The following is a 15,947-nucleotide window of genomic DNA, read 5'->3' on the forward strand; positions in this document are numbered from 1 at the left end:
CGCAGCGTGACCGCTGCGGCGCCGGCATGTTGGTTTAGCTGGCGAGGATTAGTCGCAAGCCTTGACGGTGCCAGCCTTGACGCCCTGGCAAGCTTCAGCCTTGGAGATCCAGCCGGCGTCGATGACGACGTTCAGGTTGTCTTTGGTGATTGCTTCCGGCTTCAGGAAGATCGACTGCATCTTCACCTTCTTCGGACCGCCTTCGAAGGAAGTTACGCCCTCGATCTTGTCCATCGTCTTGCCGCCAGCGAGGTCGAGCGCGATTTCAGCAGCGCGCTTGCCGAGTTCGCGGCTGTCCTTCCAGACGGAAACCGTCTGCGTGCCGAGCGCAATGCGGTTCAGAGCAGCCTTGTCGGCGTCCTGGCCGGAAACCGGAACGGTGCCAGCCATGCCCTGTGCGTCGAGAGCAGCCACTGCGCCGCCGGCGGTGCCGTCGTTGGAAGCAACAACCGCGTCGACCTTGTTGTTGTTGGCGGTCAGGAACTGTTCCATGTTGCGCTGAGCGTTCTGCGGCAGCCAGCCGTCGGTGTAGGCTTCGCCGACGTTCTTGATCTTGCCCGCGTCAACAGCGGCCTTCAGGACTTCCATCTGGCCGGCGAACAGGAAGTCCGCGTTCGGGTCGGACGAAGAGCCCTTGATGAAGACGTAGTTGCCTTCAGGCTTGACCTTGAACACGCCTTCAGCCTGCAGGCGGCCGACTTCCTTGTTGTCGAAAGTGATGTAGAAGGCAGCCGGGTTTTCGATCAGGCGGTCGTAGCCGACGACCGGAATGCCTTCAGCGGCAGCCTTTTCGATGGCAGGGCCGATCGCGTCACTATCCTGAGCTAGAACGATGAGTGCGTTCGCGCCCTGCGAGATCAGCGATTCAACGTCGGTGAGCTGCTTTGCGGCAGACGACTGTGCATCAGCAGAAATGTACTTTGCGCCCTTGGCTTCGAGGGCTTTCTTGATGGCGGCTTCGTCGGTCTTCCAACGCTCTTCCTGGAAATTCGACCAGGAAACACCGACGACGAGGTCGGCAGCCATTGCGGCGGTATGCACCGACACCAGGATGGCCGCGCCGGCCATCAGCTTCAAAACAGACTTCATAAATATCCTCCCGAGTGAATAGCGGCCAGCCCCAGCCAGTGGTTCCTCCGGCCGCCGCGGTTCGCTGACGAGAAGCTTCGAATTATTTTCTCGACAGTCGAGAAATTTAGTGTCAGAGATTTTTTCAACTGTCAACACTGCACTACCGACGGAATTTTCGTTAGGGAAAACCTGTCGGGGATACAGTGTGAACGAGGGCGGAATGCGAGGGGGAGAGGGCCGGCATATATGCTGACCAAGTCGAGCACGGAGTTGGTCCGGCAGAGAAATAGCGTCCTCGTGCTCGCCGCGCTTCGAAGGCATGGAGCGCTCGCCCACACTGAAATCGCCGACTCTACGAAGCTGTCCTCCGCCACGGTTTCGGCGATCACTGCCGATCTGGAGAAGGCGCAGATCATCGAGAAATCCGAGCATCAGGCAGCGAGCGGACGGGGGCGCCCGCGCGTCATGTTTCGGCAGCGACGCGACTGCGGCTACCTTGTCGTTGTGATCATTTCGTCGGATGGCGTGCAGTACTCGTTGGTCGACTACGCCGGCAAGCTCATCGACCGATTCAGCGAGGAAAGGTCGCATGATCCCGCAGGCGCCGAGCGGTTTGTCGCCTCCGTTAGGGATGGGCTCGCGCGCATTCTTTCACGCTCAAAGCTTCCCCGGGAAAAAGTGCTGCTGATATCGATTAGTAGCAAGGGGCTCGTGCATCCCACAGAACCGGTGCTGGTTTGGTCGCCGATTTTCGGCAGCAATCAGATCGACTTCGAATCAGCGTTGCGGCCAGATTGGCAAGCCAGGATCCTTCTCGGCAATGAGACGCAGCTTGTTGCAGCGGCGCTCGGTGCGCATGAGGAAAATACGAGGCCGACAGATTTTCGTGCTCTTGCCGCATTGTCGCTCGGACACAGCATCGGCCTTGGCATCGTCCGGCGCACGGGGCAGGGCGAGCGGGAAATCTCGGCGCCGAATTTCGGACATATGCTACACATGGCGAATGGTGGCCTCTGTCGCTGCGGCAGCAGGGGATGCATCGAGGCCTATGCTGGCTTCTACGCCATTCTGCGTATGGCCTTCGAGGTGCCGCTCGATACCATTCCGGCGAAGTTCGTGCCTGTAGCCGAGCTCGATAAGATCGCAGCGCAAGCGCGCCACGGGCATCGCATGTCTGCCTTTGCGTTCAGGCAGGCCGGCATCGCGCTCGGAAACGGACTTTCACGTCTGCTTAGCCTGACGGAGCGCATGCCGATCGCAATCACGGGTCCAGGAACGCGTTACTATGATCTGTTGCGTCAGGGCATCGAGGATGGACTTGGCCAGGCGCATATCGTGCGGATGGAAGGAATGCCCGAGATTCGCGTTGCGCCTGACGAATCGATCCTTGTCTTCGAGGGGCATCTCGACCGGGCATTGTCGGTGATCGATCAGGAGTTGGTTCTGTCGGGTATTCAGGGGGCCGACTAGCCATGCGGCCAGGGCGAAATAGGCGTAAAACGAGAAATGGCCGGGCAGGGACCCGGCCATTTCACAGGTGGCTTTCGGTCGGGAGAGGGCCGTCAGCCAATCTTGATGAGCTTGCCTTCCTTGACGGACTGCACGGCAGCATCTGCCAGCGCCAGAGCAGCGAGACCATCGGCACCCGACGGCGCGATCGTCGCACCCTTTTCGATCGCCGCGATGAAGCTAGCGATCTCGTTGGCGTAGGCTTCGGTGTAGCGGGTCATGAAGAAGTCATGCAGCGGCGGGCGGGTGTAGCCGTCGCCGTTGGCAACTTCGATCGAAACAGGGCGCTGATTTTCGGCGGATACCATGCCTTTGGAGCCATGCACTTCGATGCGCTGGTCGTAGCCATACGTGGCGCGGCGGGAGTTGGAGATGATCGCCTGCTTGCCGGACTTGGTCTGCAGGATCACCGAAACGCTGTCGTAGTCCCCGGCTTCGCCGATCGCCTTGTCGACAAGGACAGCGGCGGTGGCGCTGACGGCAACCGGCTCTTCGCCGAGCAGGAATCGGGCCATGTCGAAATCGTGGATCGTCATGTCGCGGAAGATGCCGCCCGAACGCTTGATGTAATCAACCGGTGGGGCGCCCGGATCGCGCGAGGTGATCGTGACCATTTCAACGTCGCCGATTCGGCCGTCGTCGATCGTCTTGCGAACGGCCATGAAGTGCGGGTCGAAGCGGCGATTGAAACCGACCATCAGCTTGCCCTTGGTCTCGTCGACGACCTTGATGCACGCCTTGACGCGGGCAACGTCGAGATCGATCGGCTTTTCGCAGAAGATGGCCTTGCCGGCGCGGGCGAAACGCTCGATCAGGTCGGCGTGAGTATCGGTCGGGGTGCAGATGACGACGGCGTCGATATCCTTGGCGGCTTCGATCGCCTCGATCGTGCGGACCTCGCAGCCATACGCCGAGGCGATGGCTTCGGCCGCCTGCGGGAATGCGTCGGCGACAGCAACGAGTTTGGCATTGGCATCGCCGCTGACGGCCTTCGCATGAACCTTGCCGATGCGGCCGGCGCCGAGAAGACCAAATCTGACTGTCATGAGAACCTCCCTTGGATTCGGAACAAATAAACCGAATTGTGATGCATGTGGAATTTTCATTCCATTTAATGGTTGCCGCGTCAAGCCCGGCGCCCTTTCACATTTTCAGAATCCATCCTAAAGACATGTGATCGAAATACGGCGCGGGACAATTATGCAGCTTATAGATCCGAACCATCCGGCCTATCGCCCGCTCTGGGCTCGCGTCCTGATCGTGACCGTTTGCTTCGGCTGGGCACTGGTCGAGATCATCACCGGTGATCCGTTCTGGGCGGTTCTATCAGGCGGTGCGGGCGTCTATGCCGCCTATATGCTGTTCTGGAGCTACAAACCGCAAGCGGCAGAGAGCGTCACGCCGGCACCTTCCGATGACGAGGAAGAAAAAGAAGATCGAGAAGACAAGAAGGACGCTGACTAGTCAGCGACCGAGGCGCCGCAGCGCCTGGTCGATCAGCAAATTCGCGGTCGTCATCCGCTTGGTGGCGTTCTCGCGGAATAGCGGATGAACACGATCGGGGTGGTTCTTCTTGGCAAAGGCACGACGCTTTTCGCTGAGGCCGTGAGCTGTATCGCGCATGGAAATATCCAGTTCTGCAGCGATATCCTCTGGCGCTACGCGCGTGAGGTGATCTGGCATCACAGGGTCTGGCTCTGGCTGAGGCGAGGTCGGGGATACGGGTGAGGACTCAGGCGCAGTCTCCGGTGGGGCAAATCCCATTGTCTCCACGTACGCCTGATCGGCCCTGTTTGACTGGGCCGAGACCCCTTCCATGACATCGAAGGCAAGACCGGTGTTGAGACCGCTCACACGGGCGGTGGGTGCATCCTGCTCGGCTGCCTCATCGTCCTCCGCCTTCAGGCGGTCGAGGACGGACTGGAACACGGATTGGCCAAACAGCATGATTGCCTCCCTTGGAGGCGCGCATTAGACCCGAGCAAGGTGGTGCCGAGCTTGTCACGCGGCGGCGACGTTTTTGCTCTCGGCCAGCACCAGATCATAAAGCAGCCGTGCACTCGGGGGCAGGGCGCGCTCCTTCACTGTGATCAGGCTGTACGGCCTGACGTTGATGTCGAAGTCGATCGGCAGCACCCGGACATCCGAAGCCTTTGATTTGTGGGACGCCAGGAACTGTGCCACGTCGAGCGCGATAGGTGCGATTGCATCGGTCTGGCAAACTGTCGCGCAGGTAAGCAGCAGCGACGAGGTGTTGACGATATTTTCCGGCAGCGACACACCGCGCGCCAGGAACAGGTCCTCGATCGTCCGGCGCAGCAAAGTACCTGCAGGCTGGAAGACCCAATCATAGCGCGGGAGGTCATCGAGGGACGCCACCTTCTTCTTGAGCAGCGGATGACCGCCCCGGACGATCAGGCAGGCCTTCTCCACGCCGATCTCTTGCACCTGGAACAAGCGCGGATTGAGGTCGTCAGGAATACGGCTGATGATGAAGTCGTGCCGGGCGGCGAGCAGCTCCCGCGCCAGCACGTTGCTCGTTTCGACCTGGATAGTCACCTCGATGCCGGGGAGAGCCGTTCTGACACGCTTGATCGCCGGCACGACAAGGCTCATGGCTGGCGCCGTAACCGCGCCGATGAAGACCGCGCCGCCCTTGCCCGTCTTCAATTCTGCAATTTCGCGGCCAGCTTCGCGCAGTTCCAGCATGATCTTTCGCGCGCGCCGTGCGAGCGCCTGTCCGAAGGTCGTCAGAACCACACCACGCGCTACGCGCTCATAGAGCGGCGTCTTCACGATCGACTCCATTTCCGACAGGATTCGCGAGGCGGCCGGCTGCGAAATGTTCAGCGCTTCGGCCGCGGCTGAAATTTGACCGCTATCTTCGATTGCGACGATCATCCGCAGGTGATTCAGTTTAAGCCCCGATCTCAGAAGGGCGTCATCACCGAAAATATCCGTGTGAATGTCCACATGGGCATGCGTCTGCGGGTCCGAAATAATCGTCATGGTTGCGGCCTCCCAACCGTGTTCCATCAAAAGTAATACTTTTTAACGATATACCAAAATTGTTATGCACTTTGCCAGTTATTCTATTTGACAGTTATAGGAATCCATACCAGTTTGCCGCCGTGTGCTGGTTGGCACTCAACACGTGTGAGAGCGTGGAGGAGACCTACTTCGTTTCTCACCATCTGAAGTATTATCCAAGACGGAACCTGCCACAGTTTCGGGGCGGGCGATTTTTCGTCCGTGCGTTTATTAACTAAGGGAGAGAGAGATATGAAATCCATTATCTCGTTGATGGCAGCGGCGGCCTTTGGCGTCGCTTCGTTCGTAATGCCGGCTATGGCAGCCGACAAGGGGACTGTCGGCATTGCAATGCCCACGAAGTCGTCCGCTCGCTGGATCGATGACGGTAACAACATCGTCAAGCAGCTCCAGGACGCTGGCTACAGCACCGATCTGCAGTACGCTGACGACGACATTCCGAACCAGCTGTCTCAGATTGAGAACATGGTCACCAAGGGCGTCAAGGTTCTCGTCATCGCCGCTATCGACGGCACGACGCTTTCCGACGTGCTCCAGAAGGCTCACGACGCAGGCATCAAGGTCATCGCTTATGACCGTCTGATCCGCGACTCGGGCAACGTCGACTACTACGCGACGTTCGACAACTTCAAGGTTGGCGTTCTGCAGGCAACTTCTATCGTTGACGCCCTCGGCCTCAAGGATGGCAAGGGCCCGTTCAACATCGAACTCTTCGGCGGTTCGCCGGACGACAACAACGCCTTCTTCTTCTATGACGGCGCAATGTCCGTTCTGCAGCCTTACATCGACAGCGGCAAGCTCGTCGTAAAGTCTGGCCAGACCGGCATGGACAAGGTCGGTACGCTGCGTTGGGATCCGGCAACGGCCCAGGCTCGTATGGACAACCTGCTCTCGGCTAACTACACCGACGCGAAGGTCAATGCAGTTCTGTCGCCTTACGACGGTCTGTCCATCGGCATCATCTCGTCGCTGAAGGGCGTCGGCTACGGCTCTGGCGATCAGCCGCTCCCGGTCGTTTCCGGCCAGGACGCTGAAGTTCCGTCGGTCAAGTCGATCATCGCTGGCGAGCAGCACTCCACGATCTTCAAGGACACCCGTGACCTCGCAAAGGTTACCGTCGGCATGGTCAACGCTCTGATGGAAGGCAAAGAGCCTGAAGTCAACGACACGAAGACCTACGACAACGGCGTCAAGGTCGTTCCGTCCTACCTGCTGACCCCGGTCGCAGTAGACAAGACCAACTACGAGAAGATTCTCGTCGAAGGCGGTTACTACAAGGCTGACCAGCTGAAGTAATAATTGTACCACGTTGGCCGGAACCTGCTGCTTGCGGGTTCCGGTCTTCAATTTTATGATCGCCGCGCCCCTTTCGGCTGCTGGCGCTGGATTTTGACCATGGACAATACAATCCTCGAAATGCGGAACATCACCAAGACGTTCCCAGGCGTGAAGGCGCTTGAGAATGTGAACCTCAAGGTTCGGCAAGGTGAAATCCACGCATTGGTGGGTGAAAACGGGGCCGGAAAGTCGACCCTGATGAAAGTTCTCTCCGGCGTGTACCCGGCCGGAACCTACGACGGTGACATCGTTTATGAAGGCGACGTCCGTCATTTCAAGGCGCTCAAGGACTCCGAGGAAATCGGCATCGTCATCATTCACCAGGAGCTGGCGCTCGTGCCGCTCCTGTCGATCGCCGAAAACATCTTCCTCGGCAACGAAGTCGCCCAGAACGGCATCATCAAGTGGCAGGAAGCCTTCAAGCGCACGAAAGAGCTGCTGAGCAAGGTCGGCCTCAAGGAGTCGCCGGAAACGCTTGTTACCGACATCGGCGTCGGCAAGCAGCAGCTTGTCGAAATCGCCAAGGCGCTTTCGAAGAGCGTGAAGCTGCTCATCCTTGATGAGCCGACAGCGTCGCTCAACGAAAAGGATTCCGATGCGCTGCTCGAGCTCCTCATCGAATTCCGCAACCAGGGCCTGACGTCGATCATCATCACGCACAAGCTCAACGAAGTGCGCAAGGTCGCCGACCAGATCACGGTTCTGCGCGACGGCATGACGGTCAAGACACTCGACTGTCAGACCGAAGAGATCAGCGAAGACATCATCATCAAGAACATGGTGGGTCGCGAGCTCGCCGATCGTTATCCGCCGCGCTCCGTGCCGATCGGCGAGACGATCCTCGAGGTGAAGAACTGGAACGCTTACCACCAGCATCACCGTGACCGCCAGGTCCTCCACAACATCAACGTCACCGTCCGCAAGGGCGAGGTGGTCGGCATCGCGGGATTGATGGGCGCCGGACGCACTGAATTCGCCATGAGCCTGTTCGGCAAGTCCTACGGGCACAAGATCCACGGCGACGTCTTTATGCACGGCAAGTCCGTAGATGTCAGCACCGTTCGCAGGGCGATCGATGCCGGCCTCGCCTACGTAACCGAGGATCGCAAGCATCTCGGTCTCGTGCTCGGCGAAAACATCGTGCACAACACGACGCTTGCCAATCTGGCTGGCGTATCGAGCGGTACGGTCATCGACACCATCAAGGAATCCAAGATCGCGTCGGATTATCGCTCGAAGCTTCGCATCCGCAGCTCCAGCATCTTCCAGGAGGCGGTCAATCTTTCGGGCGGCAACCAGCAAAAGGTCGTGCTGTCGAAGTGGCTGTTTTCCGATCCCGACGTTTTGATCCTCGACGAGCCCACTCGCGGTATCGATGTCGGTGCAAAATACGAAATCTATACTATCATCAACCAGCTCGCCGCCGATGGCAAAGGCGTTCTGATGATCTCATCGGAAATGCCGGAGCTCCTTGGCACGTGCGACCGCATCTACGTCATGAATGAAGGGCGTATCGTTGCGGAACTGCCAAAGGGAGAGGCGAGCCAAGAAACCATCATGCGCGCTATTATGCGCTCAGGGGAGAAGAAACAATGACCCCGGTCAATCCTTCCGCCACCGAAGAGAGCAACGTCGTTTCCGTTGCGGACTACATCCGCGGTAACATCCGTGAGTACGGCATGCTCATCGCGCTTGTCGCGATCATGGTGTTCTTCCAGTTCTATACGGGCGGCATCCTGTTCAAGCCGGTCAACCTGACGAACCTTGTTCTGCAGAACTCGTTTATCGTCATCATGGCGCTCGGCATGCTGCTCGTCATCGTGGCGGGGCATATCGATCTGTCGGTCGGCTCCATCGTCGCCTTCGTCGGCGCGGTGGCGGCTATCATGACCGTCAACTGGCAGATGAACTTCGTGCTTGCGGGCATTCTCTGCCTGATCATCGGTGGCGCCATCGGCGCCGCGCAGGGCTACTGGATCGCGTATCACCGGATTCCGGCCTTCATCGTCACGCTCGCCGGCATGCTCGTCTTCCGTGGCCTGACGCTGTTCGTTCTCGGCGGCAAGAACATCGGCCCGTTCCCGAAGGATTTCCAGGTCATCTCGACGGGCTTCCTGCCGGGCGACATGATCGATATCGGCGGAATTCCGCTGCATTCGACGTCGCTAGTCCTGACCGTTCTTGGAACTGTCGTGCTCTTTTATCTCGCCTGGCGTCGCCGCAAGGTCAACGAGAGCCATGGCATCGATGTGGAGCCGATGAGCTTCTTCATCGGTCAGAACCTCATTCTTTCGCTGGCGATCCTGTTCCTCGGCTATCAGCTGTCCAGCTACAAGGGCCTGCCGAACGTTCTCGTCGTCATGCTCGTGCTGATCGCGGCCTACGCCTTCGTGACGCGCCGCACCACGATCGGTCGCCGTATATACGCCATGGGCGGCAATGAAAAGGCCACCAAGCTTTCGGGCATCAACACCGAGCGCCTGAGCTTCTTCACCTTCGTCAACATGGGCGTTCTGGCCGGTCTCGCCGGCATGATCATCGCGGCCCGCCTGAACTCGGCAACGCCGAAGGCGGGCGTCGGCTTCGAGCTGGACGTTATCGCAGCCTGCTTCATCGGCGGTGCTTCGGCATCCGGCGGCGTTGGCAAGATCACCGGTGCCGTCATCGGCGCGTTCATCATGGGCGTCATGAACAACGGCATGTCGATCGTCGGCCTCGGCATCGACTTCCAGCAGATGGTCAAGGGATTGGTGCTCCTCGCTGCCGTATTCTTCGACGTTTACAACAAGAACAAGGGCTAAGCGCTTCGGCGCTGCCCAGGCATTCGCAGTCATGTGAACTTACCAATCCGGCGCCTTCAGGGAGCCGGATTGGCGGAGCATTTTCCGCGCAATCGAAAAAAGGATGAAGACCGTGCTCATTTCGCAGATCAAGGGTTCGAACGGAGAGATCATCGTCGCCGTGCGCGAGCCGGGCGGTACCGCGAAAGCGGTCAAGAACGCCGGCAGCGTCTATGCGCTGGCCATGGAAGCCGCGAATGGCGGCAAGTCGCTGCTGCAGGTGATCGAGGCGCATGGCCTTGGTGACGCCGTCGATCTCGAAAAGGCCTACGCCGAAGGCAAGTTCCTGCCGCCGATGACGCATCCTGACGCTGCGCATCTGCACCTGACGGGCACCGGTCTGACGCATCTGGGCTCGGCTGCAACGCGTGACTCCATGCACAAGAAGACCTCCGAGGCGGCTGAAGAAGCGCTCACCGACTCGATGAAGATGTTCAAGATGGGTCTAGAGAACGGCAAGCCGAAAGCCGGCGAGAAGGGCGTGCAGCCTGAGTGGTTCTACAAGGGCAACGGCTACGGTTCGGCTGCTCCTGGCACTCCGCTCGTTTCCCCGTCCTTTGCGCTCGACGGTGGCGAAGAACCTGAGATGGCCGGCATCTATGTCATCGCTGAAGATGGCACGCCTTTCCGGATCGGTTTTGCGCTGTCGAACGAGTTCTCCGACCACGTCACCGAGCGGATCAACTATCTCTACCTCGCGCACTCCAAACTGCGCCCGGCAAGCTTCGGCCCGGAAATCCGCATCGGCGCCGCGCCGGACGACATCCGCGGCACCTCGCGCATCAAGCGTGGTGACAAGGTGATCTTCGAGAAGCCCTTCCTGTCGGGCGAGGCGAACATGTCGCACACCTTCGCGAACCTCGAATACCACCACTTCAAGTACGGCCTGTTCCGTGTGCCCGGCGACGTTCACGTCCACATGTTCGGCACCGCGACGCTGTCCTTCGCTGAAGGCATCAAGGCGGAAGAGGGCGATGTCTTCGAAATAGAAGTCGCCGAGTTCGGCCTGCCGCTGCGCAACCCTCTGAAGATTGCCGCCGAAGAAGAGATTGCTGTCAAGCAGCTCTGATTTCGCAAGGCCCGGCCGCCGCTTCGGCGGCCGGACCGTTTTTCAAGAAACGGTAAAGGAGGCCTCATCGGCCATGACCATCTATCAAAATCTCATCGCCGGCGAATGGGTCGGCTCGGACGCGACCAAGAACATCAATCCGTCTGACACCAACGAGGTTGTCGGCCTCTATGCTGACGGCACCGCTGAAGACACCAGAAATGCTATCGCAGCCGCCAAGGCAGCGTTTCCTGCCTGGTCGCGTTCCGGCATCTGGGAACGCCACGTCATCCTGAAGAAGGCTGGCGACGAGATCATGGCTCGTAAGGACGAGCTTGGGGCGTTGCTTGCCCGCGAAGAGGGCAAGACGCTTCCGGAAGCGATCGGCGAGACCATCCGCGCCTCGCAGATCTTCGAATTCTTTGCGGGCGAGGCGCTGCGGCTTGCCGGCGAGGTTATCCCGTCGGTTCGGCCAAACATCGGCGTCGAGATCACCCGTGATCCGCTCGGCGTCATCGGTATCATCACGCCTTGGAACTTCCCGATCGCGATCCCGGCCTGGAAGATCGCACCGGCGCTGTGCTACGGCAACACCATCGTCTTCAAGCCGGCCGAACTTGTTCCGGGCTGCTCCTGGGCGATCGTCGACATCCTGCATCGCGCCGGCCTGCCGAAGGGCGTCTTGAACCTCGTCATGGGCAAGGGCTCGGTGGTCGGCCAGGCGATGCTTGACAGCCCCGACGTCACCGGCATTACCTTTACAGGTTCCACCGGCACCGGCCGACGCGTCGCGAGCGCCTCGATCGAGCATAACCGCAAGTTCCAGCTGGAAATGGGCGGCAAGAACCCGATGGTGGTTCTCGATGACGCGGACCTCACCGTCGCCGTCGAAGCTGCCGCCAACTCGGGCTTCTTCTCCACCGGCCAGCGCTGCACGGCGTCCTCGCGCCTGATCGTCACCGAAGGCATCCACGACAAGTTCGTCGCGGCGCTGACGGAAAAGCTGAAGACGCTGGTCGTCGACAACGCAATGAAGACGGGCACGCATATCGGCCCTGTCGTCGATGAAAAGCAGCTGAAGACCGATACCGATTATATCGAGATCGGCAGGAAGGAAGGCGCCAAGCTTGCCTTCGGCGGTGAACTCATCACCCGCGAAACGCCTGGCTTCTACCTGCAGCCGACGCTATTTACGGAAGCGACCAACCAGATGCGCATCAGCCGTGAGGAGATCTTCGGACCCGTCGTCTCGTTGATCCGCGTCAAGGACTACGAAGAGGCACTGGCAACGGCGAACGACACGCCGTTTGGCCTGTCAGCCGGTATCGCCACGACAAGCCTGAAGCATGCAACGCATTTCAAGCGCAATTCCGAAGCCGGCATGGTTATGGTCAACCTGCCGACGGCGGGTGTGGATTTCCACGTCCCGTTCGGCGGCCGCAAGGGATCGTCCTATGGCCCGCGCGAGCAGGGCAAGTACGCGGCCGAATTCTATACGTCGGTCAAGACCGCTTATACGCTGGCCTAGTGATTGCAAGGACGATGCGAGCCGCCATCGGCGGCTCGCATTCTTTACCCTGCCGATGTGAGCCGATCAGCTCTGGCTCTGGCTCTGCATCTGTCCCCGATCCTCTACCTTGACGACGACCGAGAGTTTCTCCCCCGGCGTGCCGATGCGCATGCCCGAAACGGGGGCGGCATCGCGGTAGCAGAGACCGGAGGCGACGCGCACATAGCGTGCATCGGGGCAGATGTTGTTGGCGGGATCGAAGCCTACCCAGCCGAGGCCGGCCACATGCGCCTCGCCCCATGCGTGGGTTGCAGCCTGCTCCACCTTCTCTTCCATCATCAGATAGCCGGAGACGTAGCGAGCCGGCACCCCAAGGCTCCGCGCGGCTGCGACGAAGATATGGGCGTGATCCTGGCAGACACCACTCTTTTTCTCCAGCGCTTGCTCCGCTGTCGTTTCGGTATCGCTGGTGCCGGGTCGGTATGCCACCATTTCGTGGATGCCGGACATCAGCGCGTGCATGCGTGCCAGCTCGTTGTCGCCGCTGACGTTTTTGGTCAGCTCCTTGATCAGCTTTCCTGGTTTCGTCCTTGGCGTCTCCCGCAGGAAAAGCCACAGCGGGCAGAAGCCGCTGTGAGGGCCAAGGACACCATTTCGATCTTCCGTTTCGACCTCGCCCTCGGCGACGATCCGTGTCGCCTGCTGCTCGCCTTCGAGCGAGACAAGGTTGATGTGGTTGCCGAACTGATCGTCATACTCGACCTCCGGCTTGGCACCCTCGACATGCAGCGACCAGTTGAGGATCGTTTGTCCTGTCACCGTCGGCGGTGTTAGCCGCAGCCGCTGTAGCGAGAAGACCGACGGTTCCTCATAATGGTATTCCGTGACGTGGCTGATCTTAAGCTTCATGTCGTGCCCGCCTATGCATAGAACCGGTAACCGTCGGAAATTTCCATGCCGAGCTGGTTGTTGCGTGTGACGAAATCTTCCAGAAACTCATGCAAGCCCTGATCCATGATCTCCTTGATGGCACGAGTTTGCAGCGTCGTGCGGATGGAATCGGCAGTGTCGTGCGCCGGCAGCCGTTCGCCGTAGTCCTTGGCGAGATAGCCGAGCTCGCTGACGATCTTTTCGTAGCAGTAGGCGAGCGAACGCGGCATCTGGCCGTTGAGGATGAGGAAGTCCGCGATATTCATCGCGCGATACTCGCCGTCATAGGCCCAGCTGTAGGACCGGTGCGCGGAGACGGAGCGCAGGATGGATTCCCACTGGATGTTGTCGATCGACGTCCCGACAGCGGAGACCGACGGCAGGAGTACGTAGTACTTCACGTCGAGAATGCGGCTGGTATTGTCGGCGCGCTCGATGAAGGTGCCGATACGGGCGAAATTGTAGAGCTCGTTTCTGAGCATGGAGCCATGGAAGGCGCCACGGATCAGCCCGGCGCGATGCTTGATGGCATCGATCGCTTCCGGAAGCTCCGCCGGCTTCAGCCGCTTCGAAAGGAGGGACTTGAGTTCGATCCAGAACTCGTTCGTCGCTTCCCAGGTTTCCCTGGTCAGTGCCGTGCGCACCATGCGGGCGTTGTTTCGCCCGTAGTCGACGCAGGACATGACGCTCGACGGATTGGTGCGGTCGCGCAGCAAGTAGTCGATGGCATCGGCGCTCGTCAGCTTGCTGTGGCCCTCGTCAAAGGTCTCCCGGACGCCAGCACTTTGCAGGACGCCGTCCCAGTCGTCGTCACCGGTTCCGCTTCTGGTCAGCGACATGCGCAGGCCGGCATCGATAAGGCGCGCGATGTTTTCGGCGCGCTCGATGTAACGGAACATCCAGTAGAGTCCGTTTGCAGTTCTTCCGAGCATTAGTCCTCCAATACCCAGGTATCTTTCGTGCCGCCGCCCTGGCTGGAATTGACAACCAGCGAACCCTCTTTCAGGGCCACGCGTGTCAATCCGCCCGGGATGATCTGCACTTTGTCAGAGACGAGAACATAGGGGCGCAGATCCACGTGGCGCGGCGCAATTCCCTTGTTGACGAGAATGGGCACGGTCGAGAGCGAAAGCGTCGGCTGCGCGATATAGTTGGCGGGCTTGGCCTTCAGCTTCTCGGCAAAATCGGCGCGTTCCTTTTTGGTCGCCGTCGGGCCGACCAGCATGCCGTAGCCGCCGGAGCCATGGACTTCCTTTACCACCAGTTCCTCGAGGTGCTCGAGCACGTACTTGAGGCTTTGCGGTTCGGAGCAGCGCCAGGTCGGGACGTTTTCGAGGATCGGCTTGCGTCCGGTATAGAACTCAACGATCTCCGGCATATAGGAGTAGATCGCCTTGTCGTCCGATATGCCGGTGCCCGGCGCATTGGCGATGGTGATGTTGCCGGAGCGATAGACATCCATGATGCCGGGAATACCGAGCGCCGAATCCGGCCGGAAGGTGAGGGGATCGAGGAAGTCGTCGTCGACGCGGCGATAGAGCACGTCGATCGCCTCGTAGCCCCGGGTCGTGCGCATCTTCACCTTGCCATCGATGACACGCAGATCCGAGCCTTCGACAAGCTCGACTCCCATTGTGTCAGCCAGGAACGAGTGCTCGTAATAGGCGGAGTTGTAGATGCCGGGCGTCAGCACAGCGACGCGCGGCTTGCCCTTGCAGCCAGGAGGCGCAAGCGATGCCAGGCTCTGGCGCAGCAGATAGGGATAGTCCTCGACCGGCCGAACCTTGTTGGCATGAAACAGGTCCGGAAACATCTGCATCATCGTTTCCCGGTTTTCCAGCATATAGCTGACACCGGACGGCGTGCGGGCATTGTCTTCCAGCACATAGAATTCATCCTCGCCGGTGCGCACGATATCGGTGCCGACGATGTGGGTGTAAACGCCGCCCGGCGGCCGGAAGCCGATCATCTCGGGCAGGAAGGCATCGTTCCTCTCGATCAGTCCGCGCGGAATACGGCCGGCGCGGATGATTTCCTGCTTGTGGTAGATGTCATCGAGGAAGGCGTTGAGGGCGATCACGCGCTGCTCGATGCCCTGGGCGAGTTTGCGCCATTCGCGACCGGAAATGATACGGGGGATGATGTCGAACGGAATGAGCTTTTCGGAGGAGTCTGCGTGTCCGTAGACAGCGAAGGTAATGCCGGTCTTTCGGAAGATGTTCTCCGCATCCCGGCTCTTGGCGATCAGATGCGCCCGATCTTGGTTACTGTACCACTCAAAGTATTTTTCATATGGCTCTCGCGGACTTTCGCCCCCGGTGATCATTTCATCAAATGCCAAAGGTGTGGCTCCCCTTTTTTCTTCATTTGAATACAACGCAAATGGCAATGCAAGAACCATGCACAGTTTGAAGGTGAGATTCGTAAAATCCTCGGAAGCGATAAAAAGAGTCGAAAAACTGGGCGTTTACGGAAGTCGCACCTAGGTCCCGCCGCCATTGGTGCCCGGCAGTCGCTCAAAATGTAAGCATCTGGCTATTTTCAGATCGGCGTTCGATTCATTTTCGGCCCGCGCCCGCTCAGCGGCCGACTGCGCGACGATCAACGAAACTTCAGGTAAGCATCAACGCTTCGCTTTTGACGAAGGGGC

General features: G+C 59.5%; 14 protein-coding genes. 7 read left to right on the top strand and 7 right to left on the bottom strand.

Going from position 1 to position 15,947, the window contains the following annotated elements; genetic code table 11:
• Positions 1-48: 48 nt before the first annotated feature.
• Positions 49-1,089 carry a D-xylose ABC transporter substrate-binding protein gene (xylF, locus tag FHT77_RS07625; protein ID WP_016554835.1) on the bottom strand — a complete coding sequence of 347 codons (1,041 nt, stop codon included), beginning with the start codon at positions 1,087-1,089 and terminating at the stop codon, positions 49-51.
• Between the two features lie 228 nt (positions 1,090-1,317).
• On the opposite strand from xylF, the gene FHT77_RS07630 reads away from it, so the two are divergent.
• Entirely contained in the window at positions 1,318-2,541 is a 1,224-nt protein-coding gene (locus tag FHT77_RS07630; protein WP_183753979.1) for an ROK family protein, read from the top strand.
• 92 nt (positions 2,542-2,633) lie between these two features.
• Here FHT77_RS07630 and iolG read toward each other — a convergent pair whose 3' ends face one another.
• On the bottom strand, positions 2,634-3,626 hold the full coding sequence (gene iolG, locus FHT77_RS07635) for an inositol 2-dehydrogenase (protein WP_183753981.1): 993 nt from the start codon (positions 3,624-3,626) through the stop codon (positions 2,634-2,636).
• A gap of 154 nt (positions 3,627-3,780) precedes the next feature.
• Between iolG and FHT77_RS07640 the strand changes: the two genes are divergently transcribed.
• Positions 3,781-4,044, top strand: coding sequence for a hypothetical protein (locus tag FHT77_RS07640; protein ID WP_183753983.1), 264 nt, complete (start codon positions 3,781-3,783; stop codon positions 4,042-4,044).
• Here the strand turns inward: FHT77_RS07640 and FHT77_RS07645 are convergent, their stop codons facing one another.
• The gene (locus FHT77_RS07645) at positions 4,045-4,527 is read right to left on the bottom strand and encodes a hypothetical protein (RefSeq protein WP_183753985.1); all 483 of its coding nucleotides are present in this window, start codon (positions 4,525-4,527) and stop codon (positions 4,045-4,047) included. It abuts the gene before it with no gap.
• Positions 4,528-4,581: 54 nt separating this feature from the next.
• Positions 4,582-5,589, bottom strand: coding sequence for a LysR family transcriptional regulator (locus tag FHT77_RS07650; protein WP_183753987.1), 1,008 nt, complete (start codon positions 5,587-5,589; stop codon positions 4,582-4,584).
• A gap of 273 nt (positions 5,590-5,862) precedes the next feature.
• Between FHT77_RS07650 and chvE the strand changes: the two genes are divergently transcribed.
• The 5 genes from chvE to FHT77_RS07675 all read left to right on the top strand — a co-directional run bounded on the left by chvE (position 5,863) and on the right by FHT77_RS07675 (position 12,385).
• Positions 5,863-6,927, top strand: coding sequence for a multiple monosaccharide ABC transporter substrate-binding protein (gene chvE / locus FHT77_RS07655; protein ID WP_016554829.1), 1,065 nt, complete (start codon positions 5,863-5,865; stop codon positions 6,925-6,927).
• A gap of 99 nt (positions 6,928-7,026) precedes the next feature.
• On the top strand, positions 7,027-8,565 hold the full coding sequence (gene mmsA, locus FHT77_RS07660; RefSeq protein WP_183753989.1) for a multiple monosaccharide ABC transporter ATP-binding protein: 1,539 nt from the start codon (positions 7,027-7,029) through the stop codon (positions 8,563-8,565).
• The gene (gene mmsB / locus FHT77_RS07665; RefSeq protein WP_114713454.1) at positions 8,562-9,770 is read left to right on the top strand and encodes a multiple monosaccharide ABC transporter permease; all 1,209 of its coding nucleotides are present in this window, start codon (positions 8,562-8,564) and stop codon (positions 9,768-9,770) included. The genes mmsA and mmsB overlap by 4 nt, the downstream gene beginning before the upstream one ends.
• A 112-nt stretch (positions 9,771-9,882) precedes the next feature.
• Positions 9,883-10,878 (top strand): AraD1 family protein, encoded by a 996-nt coding sequence (gene araD1 / locus FHT77_RS07670; RefSeq protein WP_183754751.1) that lies wholly within the window; start codon positions 9,883-9,885, stop codon positions 10,876-10,878.
• 73 nt (positions 10,879-10,951) lie between these two features.
• Positions 10,952-12,385 carry an aldehyde dehydrogenase family protein gene (locus FHT77_RS07675; RefSeq protein ID WP_183753991.1) on the top strand — a complete coding sequence of 478 codons (1,434 nt, stop codon included), beginning with the start codon at positions 10,952-10,954 and terminating at the stop codon, positions 12,383-12,385.
• A gap of 66 nt (positions 12,386-12,451) precedes the next feature.
• Here the strand turns inward: FHT77_RS07675 and FHT77_RS07680 are convergent, their stop codons facing one another.
• From FHT77_RS07680 to FHT77_RS07690, 3 genes are read right to left on the bottom strand one after another with little or no spacing between them, the layout of a single operon-like run.
• Positions 12,452-13,276, bottom strand: a complete 825-nt coding sequence (locus tag FHT77_RS07680; RefSeq protein WP_183753994.1) for a transglutaminase family protein — start codon at positions 13,274-13,276, stop codon at positions 12,452-12,454.
• Between the two features lie 11 nt (positions 13,277-13,287).
• Complete coding sequence (locus tag FHT77_RS07685) at positions 13,288-14,229, bottom strand: alpha-E domain-containing protein (RefSeq protein ID WP_183753997.1); 942 nt, start codon at positions 14,227-14,229, stop codon at positions 13,288-13,290.
• The gene (locus FHT77_RS07690; RefSeq protein ID WP_183754000.1) at positions 14,229-15,638 is read right to left on the bottom strand and encodes a circularly permuted type 2 ATP-grasp protein; all 1,410 of its coding nucleotides are present in this window, start codon (positions 15,636-15,638) and stop codon (positions 14,229-14,231) included. Before FHT77_RS07690 ends, FHT77_RS07685 begins: the two co-directional genes overlap by 1 nt.
• Between the last annotated feature and the right edge of the window lie 309 nt (positions 15,639-15,947).

Source organism: Rhizobium sp. BK181 (assembly GCF_014193305.1).
GTDB lineage: Bacteria > Pseudomonadota > Alphaproteobacteria > Rhizobiales > Rhizobiaceae > Rhizobium.